Here is a 14,778-nt window from a genome sequence, read left to right as displayed (position 1 = left end):
TTATTCATTTCTTGAATTTTCCGTAGTGTTTATGGTTTCATTGATAGCATTTTCGGAAGATTCGCCGTTTACCTCTTTTTGAATAGTAGCTTCTTCCGGTATATTTGTTTTTTTCAGTTCATCGTCCTTTTTCGGCTTTTCAGCCGCTTCGGAAGCATCGGTTTCTTCTATTATTCCTGCGTCCTCAACCGCCTTCTCCGTCGTTTTCTCCACCAAATCAAACGCCACCTGTGCCTTAAACAGATCCCCATCGATATACAAACTAAACTGCCCTTTCTGCAGTTCCGTCAGATCTTTGGCGATCGATAGTCCCAGTCCGCTTCCCTCGGTGGTGCGGGCGACGTCACCGCGCACGAAACGCTCGGTCAGCTCGTCAGCACGGATATTGAGCGGATTGGCGGATATATTTTTGATGGTGAAGACTGCCTGGCCAGCAGTACCGGTTTCTGCATTCCCGGGAACGCGGGCGAGGTCTACGTAGACGCGGCTGCCCTCCATCGCATATTTACAGACGTTGTTGTACAGGTTTTCAAGTACGCGCCACAGGCGGCGTCCATCGGCGCGGATCATCAGCGGTTCCCGCGGGGCATTGATGATGAGCTGCAAATGTCTGGCATCCAGTTTTTCTTCAAATTCGCCGTTGGTCTGAAATGCCATCTGGACGAGGTCAATGTCGGTAAATTCGAGCTTCACATTGCCGGAGCTTGCCTTGGATGCCTCGACGAGGTCTTCAATCAGTGTTTTGAGACGCTGTGATTTCTGGTCGAGCACATCGAGATAGGCGTTGATCCGCGCATCTTCAATATGTTCCCGTTTCATTAGGTTTACATAATTTATAATCGAGGTCAGCGGCGTTTTGATGTCGTGTGAGACGTTGGTAATCAGGTTGGTTTTGAGGCGTTCGCTCTTCATTTTCTCCTGAAGGGCGGTTTCAAGACCGGAACTGATGTTGTTGAGTCCCTCTGCCAGCGTGAGCTCCGGTCCGTCAAATTCATCGAGGTTGAGCTGGTAGCTGGTTTCTCCGGTGGATAGCTGCTGGACGGCGTCGCGGATGGATTCCTGTTCGATTGCCTGCCGGAACAGTATGTAAAAGATCCACAGGTTAAACAGCAGAAATACCAGCACAGTCAGACCTGTCAGCAGGTAAACAACGTATAAACTTGCATACACGCGGTCCCAGAAATACCAGGCAAGGCTGATAAGCGCTGTGTTGATTGCAAGATAGAGAACAAATCCGATGCCGAGACGGCTGCGGAAGTTCTGGCGTGTTTTGAGGATCGCCATTTTTTTCTGGAACCGGCAGATCAGGCTGGAGGTCCACAGGGTACCGGCGCGGTAGCGGCGCAGGAGGCTGAAAAAGAGCAGCAGTCCGCCCAGATACAGGACCAGCGCCTGCAGGCTGTGATCGGAGAAGTACCAATACTGCGATGGAATGACCAGATGCAGGATGCGGACGAGAATCAGGTCGCTCACAACCAGGGCGATCGCGGTCATGGCGGCAAAAAAAACGATGCCGGTTTCGGTGCCGCTCTTGTCGAAGCCGTGCAGTGTCACGTCGAAGCTGCGGTAACTCTGGTAGCCGGACACCCGGAACAGAAACAGGAAGCTCAAAAGCAGTCCGATCGTTGCGAAGATCGTCAGTGCAAATCCGGTCAGATACAGGTGCTGCCGGTGCAGGTATGCGGTATGCGCCCGTGCGTAAAGGTCAGTGACTGGATAATTTGTATCGATTCCGACCAGCAGATAATAGTCGCTGCCGGTGTATGGGTTATTGGATGCCAGTGCGGAAATGCTGCTGAGCGGGATCGCTTTCATGTTGGTGTCGTAGAAAACGGAATTGCCCGGCAGGTACGCGTAGCGCCCGTATTCCTTGACATTTTCCGGTGTCAGGGAATCGGTGTTTGTAAACTGGGTTGTTTCGCTCTGATCCGAATCTGGCTCCGTGTACTGGATTTTAAAATGCAGGTTGGATGGATTGGCGACGAAACGGTTATACACTGTGTAATAACGATGCAGTGTGTCCATGATCTCGACCGCCGCATCCTCCAATGTGCTGCGCTTCCGGCTGGCAGAACGGTAGCTGTAGATCCGCTGCGGCTCTTGAACCGACCATTCGACGTAGCCTTCGCGGCTCTTGACGCCGTCTGCCGGTTCAGAAACTTTCTGGCAGTTAAAGTCGTCGTCGAGCTGGTACCCCATGGATTCCAGATAGGAAATCAGGGAGGACAGGGAGAAATTTTCGGTCTCGCTTGGTCCAAAGGTCATTTTGAGCATCCGGCGCGAGAGGTCGATCGAGCTGTCGGCACCGAAGACGTCCTGATATTCCATATATAGGAAGATATCGTTCAGATCGTTATTAAATTGTGTGTTAAATTCCGCGGTGTCCTCATAAGGAACCGAGCCAATGCCGGTCAGCCCCAGCCCGAAATTTCCATTGATATACATGAGGCTGATACCGATGAGTCCCAGAATCAGGAAAAACAGATGCGCGAGGCTGGCGATCCATTTCTGGATCTGCATCGGAATATGTGAGAGTTTTGTCATAAATTTTGCAACTCCTAACTTCTGTTAGATGGATGATTCACATTTTTACTGCTTCTCAATTTTATATCCAACACCCCAGACAACCTTCAGATAGCGCGGCTCCCTCGGGTTAATTTCGATCTTTTCGCGGATATGGCGGATATGAACCGCAACTGTATTGTCCGCGCCGATCGCCTCCTCATTCCATATCGCCTCGTAGATCTGGTCGATGGAGAAGACTTTTCCGGCGTTTTTAACGAGCAGAAGCAGGATGTTGTACTCGATCGGTGTCAGCTTGATGAGCTCGCCGTCCACGGTTACTTCCTTATTTTCATCGTTGATCTGCAGGCCGCCGCATTTGAATACGTGGTTGCCCATCTGATTGTTCATATTTCCCAGCTGCGTGTAGCGGCGGAGCTGAGATTTCACGCGGGCGACCAGTTCCAGTGGGTTAAACGGCTTCGTGATATAATCATCTGCCCCGATATTTAAGCCCAGAATCTTGTCCGCATCCTCAGACTTCGCGGAAAGAATAATGATCGGGATGCTGCTGGTCTCACGCACCTTCAGCGTCGTCCGGATTCCATCTAACCCCGGCATCATAACGTCCAGAATCATCAAATTCACGGTGTGCGTTTTCAAAAGCTCCAGCGCCTCTGCGCCGTCATACGCCTTGATAACCTCAAATCCCTCACCGGTTAAGTATATGTCAATCGCTTCCACGATCTGTTTGTCATCGTCACATACAAGAATACTCTGCATAGCAACTCCTCCTTTTAATAGGGTAATATATAGATAATATAGTATACAAATTTCTGTATAGATACAATAAAGATACCTATGTCTTATAATTATACAACGAAAAAGGAAACCGCGGTATCCTAATTTTTATGTATTTCAAGTGATGCGTATTTCAGGAGAAGAGCCGCCCCCAATCTGTAGGAAACATCACTCGCGCCGGCACTTAGCGAGGTTTTTTCAAGCTTAGTGTCCGCTGCAGCGAGTGCAAGAGCGAGAGCGTTTTCCGGAAGATTGGGGGCGGCTCTTCTCTGTCCGGGTTGCGTCTTCTCACCAGAATCCTGCCGTTCATTTACAAGTTACCCTTGACAAACCCCACATTCTCCGCTACACTCTAAATTAATTTGAATATCAAACCATTTGAAATTAAAACTATCTTTTATAGAAGAAGCGGAGTTAAACGAGAAAATGACAGCTAGAATCATTGGAATTGGCGCGTATGCGCCGGAGCAGGTTGTGACGAATCAGGATTTGACGAAATTTCTTGATACAAATGATGCCTGGATCCGGGAACGGACGGGTATTGGAGCCAGACATGTCTCGACGAGCGAGGGAACCTCGGCGTTGGCGACAGAGGCGGCGAAGCGCGCGATCGCGGACGCGGGCATTTCTCCGGAGGAGATTGAGATTGTGATCGTGGCGACTTCTTCCCCGGATCGGGCGTTCCCGAGTGCGGCGGCGGATGTACAGGGAGCCATCGGAGCGAAACATGCGGTGGCGTTTGACATCACGGCGGCATGTTCCGGATTTATTTACGCCTTACATATTGTGCAGGGATTTATTCAGGCGGGCATCTATAAGACGGCGCTGATCATCGGTGCGGAGACACTGAGCAAGGTGTTAGACTGGACGGACCGCAGTTCCTGCATCCTGTTTGGCGATGGCGCGGGCGCAGCGGTTGTCCGGGCGGACGAGACGGGTGTGGTGAAGACGCTGGTCGGTAACGACGGAACGAAGAACGACGTTCTGTACTGCCAGGCGAGAAGTCTTGAAAACTGCCTGACGGGCGGCAAGCCGGAGCTTGGTTTTATGCAGATGGACGGTCAGGAAGTCTTCAAGTTTGCGGTGAAGAAGGTACCGGAGATTGTGAATGCGATTCTGGAGGAGACCGGAACGGACCGCGAGGCGGTACAGCATTATCTGCTGCATCAGGCGAATATCCGGATTCTGGAAGCGGCGTCGCGCCGTCTGAAGGTTCCGATGGACAAGATTCCGGTCAATATCGAGCGCTACGGCAATACGTCGGCGGCTTCGATTCCGATTCTCCTGGATGAAATGCACCGGGACGGACGCTTAAAACGCGGCGATACGCTGGTGATGGCAGGTTTTGGTGCGGGTCTTACCTGGGGCGCGGCATTGATGACCTGGTAGGTGCCTGGAGAAGCAAAAAATATATAGCAAAACTAATGTACATTATTCCATTTTTTGATAAAATATAAGAACAGTGATTGCATTTTTGCGGTCACAAAAAGAAAATTCATTTAAAAAGGAGATTGAAACGATGTTAGAGAAAATGAAAGAAATTATTGCAGAGCAGCTGAGCGTAGACGCAGATTCCATTACCGAGGCTTCCTCTTTCAAGGATGATCTGGGTGCTGATTCTCTGGATCTGTTTGAGCTGGTTATGGCTCTGGAGGACGAGTACTCCGTAGAGATCCCGGCTGAGGATCTGCAGAACCTGGCAACGGTAGGCGATGTTATGAACTACTTAAAAGAAAAAGGTGTAGAGGCATAATGAAAACAAAGATCACAGAAATGTTGGGGATTGAATACCCGATTATTCAGGGCGGCATGGCATGGGTGGCAGAACATCATCTGGCAGCAGCCGTTTCTGAAGCTGGCGGTCTGGGCTTAATTGGCGGCGCCAATGCACCAGGTGAGGTTGTCCGCGAGGAGATCCGCAAGGCGAGAGAGCTGACAAAGAAGCCGTTTGGTGTCAATGTCATGCTGATGAGCCCGTATGCGGATGACGTGGCAAAGGTAGTTGTGGAAGAAGGCATCAAGGTTGTAACGACCGGCGCCGGTATTCCGGGCAAATACATGGGTATGTGGAAGGAAGCCGGCATTAAAGTGATTCCGGTTGTCGCTTCGGTTGCACAGGCGCGTCTGATGGAGAAGAGCGGCGCAGATGCAGTCGTTGCAGAAGGCATGGAGTCCGGTGGACACATCGGCGAGGCGACGACGATGACGCTTGTTCCTCAGGTGGTAGATGCGGTTTCGATTCCGGTGATTGCAGCCGGAGGTATCGCAGATGGACGCGGCATTGCGGCGGCATTTATGCTGGGCGCAGAGGCGGTCCAGATGGGAACCCGCTTCGTCGTATCGAAGGAATCCATCGTAAGCCAGGCTTACAAGGACAGAGTCATCAGGGCAAAGGATATTGATTCAACCGTAACCGGTATGAGTCACGGACATCCGATCCGCTGTCTTAGAAATAAGATGACGAGAGAGTATCTGAAGTTAGAAAAAGAGGGACGCCCCTTTGAAGAACTGGAGTATTTAACTCTTGGTACACTTCGGAAAGCAGTCATGGAAGGCGACGTGGACAACGGAACTGTCATGGCTGGTCAGATTGCAGGTATGGTGAAAAAAGAGCAGACCTGCAAGGAAATGATTGAAGAAATGATGGCCCAGGCGGAGGCGCTTTTGGGCAGAAAGTAGAGAGTGAGTGTAACGCTATGAGCAAAATTGCATTTATTTTTCCGGGTCAGGGCGCACAGACCACTGGCATGGGACAGGATTTTTATCAGGAAACGGAAACGGGACGCGGGATGTTTGAGAACGCAAGTGAGATCCTTGGATTTTCAATGACCGATCTTTGCTTTGATCCAGAGCAGACGGACCGTTTGAATATCACGGAGTATACGCAGCCGGCGATGGTAACCGCCAGCCTTGCGATGATGCGTGTATTCATGGAACGTACCGGAATCCGCCCGGATGTGGCTGCGGGTCTGAGCCTGGGAGAATATCCTGCAATGGCAGCTGCAGGCGTTATGTCTGACGAAGATGCCATCCGTACCGTGCGGCAGAGAGGTATCCTGATGCAGGGCGAAGTCCCGGTTGGTCAGGGCGCCATGTCTGCCGTACTGGCGATGGATGCAGAGAAGATCGAAGAGGTGATCGCGCCGATCGAGGGCGTGCAGATTGCCAACTATAACTGCCCGGGACAGATTGTTATCTCTGGTAAGACAGAGGCGGTTGCCGAGGCAGGAGAGAAATTGAAGGAAGCGGGCGCAAAACGCGTTCTTCCGTTAAAGGTAAGCGGACCGTTCCATTCCAAGATGTTAGTGGGAGCTGGCGAGAAGCTTGGAAAGGTACTCGATACCGTTGAGATTCATACACCGGAGATTCCGTATATTGCGAATGTGACGGCAGATTATGTGACCGATGCAGCCGATGTAAAGCCGCTTCTGATGAAGCAGGTTTCTTCCTCCGTCCGCTGGGAGCAGACGATCCGGAAGATGTTAGCAGACGGTGTGGACACATTTATTGAGATCGGACCGGGTAAGACCCTGACTGGTTTCATGCGCAAAATCGACAAAAACGCGAAGGCGTTCAATATAGAGAAACTGGAAGATATCGACAAAGTAAAGGAGGCGCTTGGATGTTAAATGGAAAAGTAGCAGTTGTGACAGGTGCCAGCCGCGGCATTGGCCGTCAGATCGCTATTTCGATGGCGAAAGAGGGCGCGGTGGTGATCGTTAATTATAATGGCTCTGCGGCAAAAGCAGAGGATGTCGTAAAGGAAATTACCGAGGCGGGCGGACAGGCGGAAGCCGTTCAGTGCAATGTATCGGATTACAGCGCGGCGGAGGTGTTCTTAAAGGACATTATCAGCCGCTATAAGAGAATTGATATTTTAGTCAACAACGCGGGCATTACCCGTGACAATCTTCTGATGAAGATGAGTGAGGAAGAGTTTGACGCCGTCATCGATACGAACTTAAAGGGCGCATTTAACTGCATTAAGCACGTATCCCGCCAGATGTTAAAGCAGAAGGGCGGACGCATCATCAATATTTCCTCCGTTTCCGGCGTGATGGGAAATGCGGGACAGGCCAATTACTGTGCGTCCAAGGCGGGCGTGATCGGACTGACCAAGTCCGTGGCAAGAGAGATCGGAAGCCGCGGCATCACAGTCAACGCGATTGCACCGGGATTTATTGATACGGAGATGACCGCCGTTCTTCCGGAGGATGTGAAGAAGGCGATGGGCGAGCAGATTCCGTTAAAACGCTTCGGTACAACCGAGGATGTAGCGCAGGCAGCCGTATTTCTGGCTTCTGACCGCGCAGCTTACATCACAGGACAGGTTCTGTGCGTGGACGGCGGAATGGCGATGTAGGGAAAGGGTGCTTTACAGATAGGCACTTTTGGAACCGAAAGTGGCGTACGATAACGTAGTGGCAGCAGATTTTGCCGATTTGGAATGCGAAGCATCGGCAAAATCGTGTCGCAGTTTGCACAACGTGTGAACTGTGACGATAGAAAGGCAGGTTTTTAGATGGGAAATAAGACACGTGTAGTAGTAACCGGTCTGGGAGCGATCACTCCGATTGGAAATGACGTAGCAAGCTTCTGGCAGGGATTAAAGGATAAAAAAGTCGGTATCGCGCCGATCACATATTTTGATACAACCGATTATAAGGCAAAGCTGGCAGGCGAGGTGAAGGATTTTGATCCGAAGAAATACATGGATCCGAAGGCAGCGAGACGTATGGAGCCGTTTTCCCAGTATGCGGTAGCGGCAGCCGGTGAGGCGATCGCACAGGCGGGTCTGGATATGGAAAAAGAGGATCCGTTCCGCGTGGGAACCAGCATCGGTTCCGGTATCGGAAGCTTACAGGCGATGGAACGTGAGCACAAAAAAATGCTGGAAAAAGGACCGAACCGCGTGAACCCGCTGCTCGTTCCGATGATGATCAGCAACATGGCAGTCGGCAATGTGGCAATGCATTATGGTTTAAAGGGCAAATCCATCAACGTGGTAACTGCCTGTGCGACCGGTACGAACTCTATCGGTGAGGCGTTCCGCTCGATCCAGTACGGCGAGGCAGACGTGATGGTAGCCGGTGGTACCGAGTCTGCGATCACACCGCTCGGTATGGCAGGTTTCGCGGCTCTGACGGCTCTTTCTACCAATGATGACCCGGAGACGGCATCCCGTCCGTTTGATAAGGACCGCGATGGTTTCGTCATGGGCGAGGGCGCTGGTATCGTAGTTCTGGAGTCCTTAGAGCACGCGCAGAAGCGTGGCGCAAAGATTCTGGCAGAGGTAGTCGGCTACGGCGGAAGCAACGATGCATTCCACATCACTTCCCCGGCAGAGGATGGAAGCGGCGCAGCGTATGCGATGGAGATGGCGCTCAAGGATGCAGGTATCGCACCGGAGAAGATTGATTACATCAATGCACATGGAACCAGTACACACCATAACGATCTCTTCGAGACGATGGCAGTGAAAAAAGCGCTGGGCGACCACGCTTACAAGGTAAAAATTAACTCCACTAAGTCGATGATTGGACATCTTTTAGGTGCAGCGGGCGGTGTTGAGTTTATCGCCTGCGTGAAATCCATTGAGGATGGATTTGTACACGCAACCGCAGGTTTAAAAGAGGCAGGCGAGGGCTGCGATCTGGATTACACGATGGGCGAGGGTGTTCCGATGGATATCCACTATGCCCTGACCAACTCCCTGGGATTTGGTGGTGTCAATGCCAGCCTGGTAATCAAGAAATTTGAGGACTAAATATAATTTGAGGACGTTTTTGTGTGGATGATTGAATGATTGGAAGCAGCGCACTGGAGCTGGCGGAAGAGACTTGCAGCATACAAAAATGATGTCTGGGAAAGCGAAAGAGGTAACTGAAATTATGATGGGAATTAAAGAGATCCAGGAGATCATCCCGCACCGTCATCCGTTTCTTTTGATCGACTGTATCGAGGAAGTGACACCGGGCGAGGGTGCGGTTGGATATAAAAATGTAACATACAACGAGCCGTGGTTTGCAGGTCATTTTCCGCAGGAGCCGGTCATGCCGGGCGTCCTGATCGTGGAGGCGCTGGCGCAGGTCGGCGCGGTTGCGATTTTAAGTGAAGAAGGAAATAAGGGCAGGACGGCATATTTCGGGGCAATCAACAACGCAAAATTCAAGAAAAAGGTAGTTCCGGGCGACAAGTTAAAGCTGGAGTGCCATATCATCAAGAGAAAAGGACCGGTCGGCATCGGAAGTGCGACGGCAACCGTCGATGGCAAGCTGGCTGTTTCCGCAGAGCTGACGTTTATGATTGGCTAATAAGTGAGGTTGAATAAGAGATGTTTAAAAATCTGTTTAAGAAATCGTATACTTCGATCAATACAAACGACCACGGTTCTGCCGGCGTAAGCCGTGCGGAGAGCGCGAAAGCAGATAAAAGGGCGGCAGAGGCAGCACAGGAAAAACCGGAGAAGATTCCGAGCCGTCCGACGGCGATGACGCCGGAAAGTCTGCGTTCTTTATGGCGTAAGTGTAATAAATGTGAGAAACCAATTCTGGTGCAGGATGTCAAGGACAACCTGTATGTGTGCCCGCGCTGCGGCGGATATTTCCGGATGCATGCGTACCGCCGGATTGAGATGCTGATCGATGAAGGTACCTTTGAAGAGTGGGATAAGGAGATGTCTGTGGTCAATCCGCTTGCATTTCCGGGCTATGAGGGCAAGGTTGAGGCAGCCAGAGAGAAAACTGAGTTAAATGAGGCGGTTGTCACTGGTAAAGGAAAGATTCACGGTTATGAGACTGTGATTGCGGTCTGCGACTCCCGTTTCCTGATGAGCAGCATGGGTCACAACATGGGAGAGAAGATTGCCCGTGCGGTAGAGCGTGCGACCGAGGAACGGCTTCCGGTTATCATCTACGCGGCTTCCGGCGGCGCGAGAATGCAGGAGGGCATGATCTCCCTGATGCAGATGGCGAAAACTTCCGCAGCCTTAAAACGTCATTCCGAGGCGGGACTTCTCTACATAAGCTTTATGACGGATCCGACCACCGGCGGCGTAACGGCAAGCTTTGCGTCCCTGGGCGATATCATCCTGGCAGAGCCGGGAGCGCTGATTGGATTTGCGGGTCCGCGTGTCATCGAGCAGACGATCGGCCAGAAGCTCCCGGAGGGCTTCCAGAGAGCCGAGTTCCAGCTGACACACGGTTTTGTGGATCAGATCGTGGAAAGAAAAGATCAGAAGCGTGTTCTGGGACAGATTTTGAAGCTTCACAGCCAGGAGCATGGCTGGGAGAAATGGAACGACGAGGCGGAGAACCACACAGAAGCGGCATCTGCATCTAGGGCAGAAAAAGCAGCTTCTGTGGAGGAAGGCAAGTTAAAGAGCCGGAAAGCACCGTTCTCCGGTATCATGCGCCAGAAGACCTTAAATAAGATCGCAGGCCGAGAGAGAGACGCCTGGGAGGCAGTACGCCAGTCCCGTAGCGCCGGACGTCTGAACGCCAGCGATTATATCCGGATCCTGTTTGACGATTTTACCGAGTTCCACGGCGACCGGTATTATGGCGATGATATGGCGGTCATCGGCGGTGTGGCATCCTTCTATGGAATGCCGGTCACGGTCATTGGACAGGAGAGAGGTAAATCCCCGAAAGACAGCATGAAGCACAACTTCGGCATGCCGTCTCCGGAAGGATACAGAAAGGCGCTCCGTCTGATGAAACAGGCGGCGAAATTTAACCGTCCGATCATCTGTTTTGTCGATACGCCAGGTGCATTCCCGGGTATGGAGGCAGAGGAGAGAGGCCAGGGCGAGGCGATTGCCCGCAACCTCTTTGAGATGTCGGATATGAAGGTGCCGATTCTGGCGATTATCACCGGTCAGGGCGGCAGCGGCGGCGCACTGGCGCTGGCGGTTTCCAACGAGGTATGGATGATGGAGAATGCGACCTACTCGATCCTTTCTCCGGAGGGCTTTGCTTCGATTCTGTGGAAAGATGCCAAGAGAGCCAGCGAGGCGGCGAAGGTCATGAAGATGACGGCAGAGGATCTGTATGAGCTTGGCATGATCGAGCGCATTATCTGCGAGGATGAGCCGGCAACCGATGACAACATCGAGGAGATCGGACGCATCATCGACCGCCATATGCGTGAGTTCTTCCAGTCCTGCGCGGAAAAGACACCGGATGAGATCGCGGAGCAGCGGTATGAACGTTTTAGAAAAATCTAAAAAATAGATATTGAAAGGGGGTTGCCGCGCGGCGGTCCCCTTTGTGAATATAGGAGATCGTATGAGTACAATTTTATCACAGTTAAAACCGCTGAAAATTGGTGATCTGACGGCGAAGCTTCCGATCATCCAGGGCGGTATGGGGGTTGGCATCAGCCTGTCCTCGCTGGCAGGAGCCGTGGCGGGGGCTGGCGGCATCGGCATTATTTCCACTGCCCAGATCGGTTTCCGGGAGCCGGATTTTGCCGAACATCCGCAGGAGGCAAACCTGCGCGCGATCGGTTCAGAGTTACAGAAGGCGCGCGCGATCGCGAAGGGCGGCATCGTGGGCTTTAATATCATGGTGGCAACGAAAAACTATGCGGAGTACGTTAAAACGGCGGTCAAGGCGGGCGCTGACCTGATCATATCGGGCGCAGGACTTCCTGTTTCCCTGCCGGAGTATGTGAAAGGGACGGCGACGAAGATTGCGCCGATCGTTTCCTCCGTTAAGGCGGCGACGGTCATCTGTCGGATGTGGGACCGCAAGTACCAGACCGCACCGGATCTGGTGGTCGTTGAGGGACCTCTGGCGGGCGGACATCTGGGATTTGACCGTGAGAAGCTGACCGAGCTGGAGGTAGACACGCCGCACGCAGCCGAGACATTCCATCAGGCGGAATATGACGAGGAAGTGCGGGGAATTATCGCGCTGGTTAAAAAATACGCGCAGAAATATGGCAAATCGATTCCGGTTGTGACGGCTGGCGGCATCTACGACCATGCGGATGTGATGCACCAGATGGAGCTTGGCGCGGACGGCGTGCAGGTGGCAACCCGTTTTGTGACAACCGAGGAATGCGATGCACCGATGGCATATAAGCAGGCATATCTGGATGCGAAGGAAGAGGACATCGTGATTGTCAAAAGTCCGGTCGGCATGCCGGGACGTGCGATCAAGAATGCGTTCTTAAAAGAACTGGAAAAAGGAAGACAGGCAGTGACACACTGTTACCAGTGTCTGGAACACTGTGATCCGGCGAAGATCCCATACTGCATCACGCAGGCACTCGTCAATGCCGCCCGCGGTGATGAAGATCATGCTCTGATTTTCTGCGGCGGAAACGCGTGGAGAGCAGAGAAGATAGAGACGGTTGAGGGCGTGATGCGGGCGCTGTGCGAAGGGTAGGATAGATTTTGGCAGGGTTCAGGGATGAGCCAAGATGAAATTTGCAAATAGTTCAGTGTAAAATGCAAAAATATAAAGAGAGGGCTTGCAAAATGCAGCCCTCTTTTGTGTATCCAATCATCCCCTAAAACGATTTAAACAAGCATAAATCTCCTGCACGCGCGGCATTGCCAGTCCCATGGCGGCATATGAAGCATCGCTGAACACAGAGAGCCCGTCTGCTTCATAGGCTTTTAAGAGTGTGGCAACCGTTTCCTGTACGGTGCAGCGCTCCAGAAGCCCTTTTTCCAGGCAGTAGCGCACCATCTGGGCAAGTGCGGCGGTCTGCTCGCTGTCGGCAAGCTGTTCGACGAAGCGCAGATCGACCGGCTCTTTGGCAACCTGGAAAGAGTGTTTGTCGTGGACACGGACTTTGATACGCGTGTTCCGGTCGGAATTTCGATCAGCTTCGCGGCGTCCTCCGCGACCGCGTTCAAAGCGTCCTGCATCGGAGGCGCTGCCGCCGCGATTGCCAAACCGTCCAGAACGACTGCTGTTTTCGCCCTCTTCCTGAGATTCACCGCCTGCTTCTGCGCGGCTGTCGCCAAAATTCAGCGCCATCGCGCCCACAGCCCGCCCTGTTCCGCCAGCCGCCAGCTTCCGTCCAGCTGTCGGGAGCTTGAACCCAGGCGCCTGGATGGCGGGTTTGGAAGCCTCCTGTTCGCAGGCATTTTTTACCATCTCCGTGATATCAAACGGGCGGTATGCATCCATCTGGATAATAGTGTCTGCGATGAAGAAGTAGGCGCCGGAGCTTCCAGCTACGAGGACGGTGGAGATGCCTGCCTGCTTGTAGAGATCGCGGGCGCGTTCGATGAACGGGGTGATCGGCTCTTTATCGCGGCTGACGATGCGCTGCATCAGGTCGTCCCGCAGCATGAAGTTGGTAGCGGAGGTGTCCTCGTCGATCAGGAAAGCGCGGGCTCCTGCTTCAATGCTTTCGATCACGGCTGCCGCCTGGGAGGTACTGCCGCTGGCATCGGCGGTGGAAAAGTAGGTGGTGTCTTTTTTGTTCGGCAGATCCCGGATAAAGAGGGAAATATCAACGTGGTTGATGCTGCGTCCATCCTCGGCGCGCAGCTTGACTGCGGTTTCATCGGTGATGACATATTCACGTCCATCCCCCGGAATGTGGTTGTAGACGCCGGATTCCAGCGCTTTTAGCAGTGTGGATTTGCCGTGGTAGCCGCCGCCCACGATCAGGGTGATGCCGCGGTGGATTGCCATGCCGGAGATCGGACCGTGTCCCGGAAGATTCAGAGTGATTCTTAAGGAATCTGGAGAATGGAACGCCACACTGCCCTTCATCGGACGGTCGGAGACGCCGGTTTCACGCGGCAGGATTGAGCCGTCTGCGACGAAGGAGACGAGGTCCAAGCGTTTCAGCTCATTGCGGATAAATTGCTGGTCGTCTGCCAGCGTGATGCGTTTTTTGATTTCGGCGTTGTTCTGGCGGCGGTAGAAAAAGACGTTTTCGACACAGCCTGGAAGAAAATCAAAGAAAATCCGGATCAGTTCACCTGAGTTGATGGTGCGCCCGAATGCCGGGAAACCAACCTCAAAACGGGCTGTAATCTCATTTCTCCCGATCTCGCAGGCGGTCCGGGAGAGGACCTCCTGACCGGGGCGGCTGGTGGCGATCAGACCACTTTTTCCAGAACCTTTTGCCTTGAAAGAAAGACGACCGATTTCACGGGAAAAACAGCGGAGCAGGTAATCTTCAAGCGCTGTTTTTTTCCACGGCGTATCAAAGAGTTCTGCCGGAAATCCGGCTTTCGCGTGGCGGACCTGGACACTGACCTTGGAAGGAGATGCAAACGGGTCACCCTGTACATGGTCGATGGATAAAATATACGTATTAAAATCATAAGCGCCGCGCACATCCTTGTAAGCCGGATAGCTTTTGTGATCGATGGAGGTGAGGAGACGCTTTAAATCTGCGGATTGTTTCATTCTGAATACCTCGTTTTCATAATATTAAATCATATTTCAATGCCTTCACGGTTTTTGGCAGGAGAATCCATATAAAATGACCTTTTTC

12 protein-coding genes are annotated in these 14,778 nt (G+C 52.4%); 9 read left to right on the top strand and 3 right to left on the bottom strand.

The annotated features are described in order from the left end of the window. Positions 1–2,544, bottom strand: coding sequence for a HAMP domain-containing sensor histidine kinase (locus DWZ45_RS09835; protein ID WP_118468882.1), 2,544 nt, complete (start codon positions 2,542–2,544; stop codon positions 1–3). A gap of 45 nt (positions 2,545–2,589) precedes the next feature. After that, positions 2,590–3,285, bottom strand: a complete 696-nt coding sequence (locus DWZ45_RS09830) for a response regulator transcription factor (protein WP_022360531.1) — start codon at positions 3,283–3,285, stop codon at positions 2,590–2,592. A 444-nt stretch (positions 3,286–3,729) separates the two neighbouring features. Here DWZ45_RS09830 and DWZ45_RS09825 point away from each other — a divergent pair, with 444 nt between their 5' ends. From DWZ45_RS09825 to DWZ45_RS09785, 9 genes are all read left to right on the top strand, one after another. Next, on the top strand, positions 3,730–4,692 hold the full coding sequence (locus DWZ45_RS09825; RefSeq protein ID WP_118468880.1) for a beta-ketoacyl-ACP synthase III: 963 nt from the start codon (positions 3,730–3,732) through the stop codon (positions 4,690–4,692). Between the two features lie 130 nt (positions 4,693–4,822). Then, positions 4,823–5,056 (top strand): acyl carrier protein, encoded by a 234-nt coding sequence (gene acpP / locus DWZ45_RS09820; RefSeq protein ID WP_022360533.1) that lies wholly within the window; start codon positions 4,823–4,825, stop codon positions 5,054–5,056. Beyond that, the gene (gene fabK, locus DWZ45_RS09815; RefSeq protein ID WP_118468878.1) at positions 5,056–5,982 is read left to right on the top strand and encodes an enoyl-[acyl-carrier-protein] reductase FabK; all 927 of its coding nucleotides are present in this window, start codon (positions 5,056–5,058) and stop codon (positions 5,980–5,982) included. Before acpP ends, fabK begins: the two co-directional genes overlap by 1 nt. Before the next feature lie 17 nt (positions 5,983–5,999). Beyond that, on the top strand, positions 6,000–6,932 hold the full coding sequence (gene fabD / locus DWZ45_RS09810; protein ID WP_118468876.1) for an ACP S-malonyltransferase: 933 nt from the start codon (positions 6,000–6,002) through the stop codon (positions 6,930–6,932). Then, positions 6,926–7,666, top strand: a complete 741-nt coding sequence (fabG, locus tag DWZ45_RS09805) for a 3-oxoacyl-[acyl-carrier-protein] reductase (RefSeq protein ID WP_118468874.1) — start codon at positions 6,926–6,928, stop codon at positions 7,664–7,666. Before fabD ends, fabG begins: the two co-directional genes overlap by 7 nt. A 159-nt stretch (positions 7,667–7,825) precedes the next feature. Continuing rightward, a complete protein-coding gene (gene fabF / locus DWZ45_RS09800) occupies positions 7,826–9,070 on the top strand; it encodes a beta-ketoacyl-ACP synthase II (protein WP_107000851.1) in 1,245 nt (414 codons plus the stop codon). Between the two features lie 124 nt (positions 9,071–9,194). Continuing rightward, positions 9,195–9,617, top strand: a complete 423-nt coding sequence (gene fabZ / locus DWZ45_RS09795; RefSeq protein ID WP_022359380.1) for a 3-hydroxyacyl-ACP dehydratase FabZ — start codon at positions 9,195–9,197, stop codon at positions 9,615–9,617. A 20-nt stretch (positions 9,618–9,637) separates the two neighbouring features. Continuing rightward, complete coding sequence (accD, locus tag DWZ45_RS09790) at positions 9,638–11,530, top strand: acetyl-CoA carboxylase, carboxyltransferase subunit beta (RefSeq protein ID WP_118468872.1); 1,893 nt, start codon at positions 9,638–9,640, stop codon at positions 11,528–11,530. Positions 11,531–11,591: 61 nt separating this feature from the next. Then, a complete protein-coding gene (locus DWZ45_RS09785; RefSeq protein ID WP_107000849.1) occupies positions 11,592–12,698 on the top strand; it encodes a nitronate monooxygenase family protein in 1,107 nt (368 codons plus the stop codon). 117 nt (positions 12,699–12,815) lie between these two features. Here DWZ45_RS09785 and DWZ45_RS09780 read toward each other — a convergent pair whose 3' ends face one another. Beyond that, positions 12,816–14,690: an ABC-ATPase domain-containing protein gene (locus DWZ45_RS09780; RefSeq protein ID WP_118468870.1), complete on the bottom strand. Its 1,875-nt coding sequence runs from the start codon at positions 14,688–14,690 to the stop codon at positions 12,816–12,818. Between the last annotated feature and the right edge of the window lie 88 nt (positions 14,691–14,778).

This window comes from Clostridium sp. AF32-7AC, from assembly GCF_003477925.1.
Lineage (GTDB): Bacteria > Bacillota > Clostridia > Lachnospirales > Lachnospiraceae > Otoolea > Otoolea fessa.
Note: the sequence above shows the minus strand (reverse complement) of the source record. Positions and strands in the feature narration are given on the sequence as shown.

Excerpts from the sequence above, each read along its gene's own strand:
- DWZ45_RS09835 (WP_118468882.1), bottom strand. The coding sequence starts at position 2,544 with ATGACAAAACTCTCACATATTCCGATGCAGATCCAGAAATGGATCGCC.
- DWZ45_RS09830 (WP_022360531.1), bottom strand. The coding sequence starts at position 3,285 with ATGCAGAGTATTCTTGTATGTGACGATGACAAACAGATCGTGGAAGCG.
- DWZ45_RS09825 (WP_118468880.1), top strand. The coding sequence starts at position 3,730 with ATGACAGCTAGAATCATTGGAATTGGCGCGTATGCGCCGGAGCAGGTT.
- acpP (WP_022360533.1), top strand. The coding sequence starts at position 4,823 with ATGTTAGAGAAAATGAAAGAAATTATTGCAGAGCAGCTGAGCGTAGAC.
- fabK (WP_118468878.1), top strand. The coding sequence starts at position 5,056 with ATGAAAACAAAGATCACAGAAATGTTGGGGATTGAATACCCGATTATT.
- fabD (WP_118468876.1), top strand. The coding sequence starts at position 6,000 with ATGAGCAAAATTGCATTTATTTTTCCGGGTCAGGGCGCACAGACCACT.
- fabG (WP_118468874.1), top strand. The coding sequence starts at position 6,926 with ATGTTAAATGGAAAAGTAGCAGTTGTGACAGGTGCCAGCCGCGGCATT.
- fabF (WP_107000851.1), top strand. The coding sequence starts at position 7,826 with ATGGGAAATAAGACACGTGTAGTAGTAACCGGTCTGGGAGCGATCACT.
- fabZ (WP_022359380.1), top strand. The coding sequence starts at position 9,195 with ATGATGGGAATTAAAGAGATCCAGGAGATCATCCCGCACCGTCATCCG.
- accD (WP_118468872.1), top strand. The coding sequence starts at position 9,638 with ATGTTTAAAAATCTGTTTAAGAAATCGTATACTTCGATCAATACAAAC.
- DWZ45_RS09785 (WP_107000849.1), top strand. The coding sequence starts at position 11,592 with ATGAGTACAATTTTATCACAGTTAAAACCGCTGAAAATTGGTGATCTG.
- DWZ45_RS09780 (WP_118468870.1), bottom strand. The coding sequence starts at position 14,690 with ATGAAACAATCCGCAGATTTAAAGCGTCTCCTCACCTCCATCGATCAC.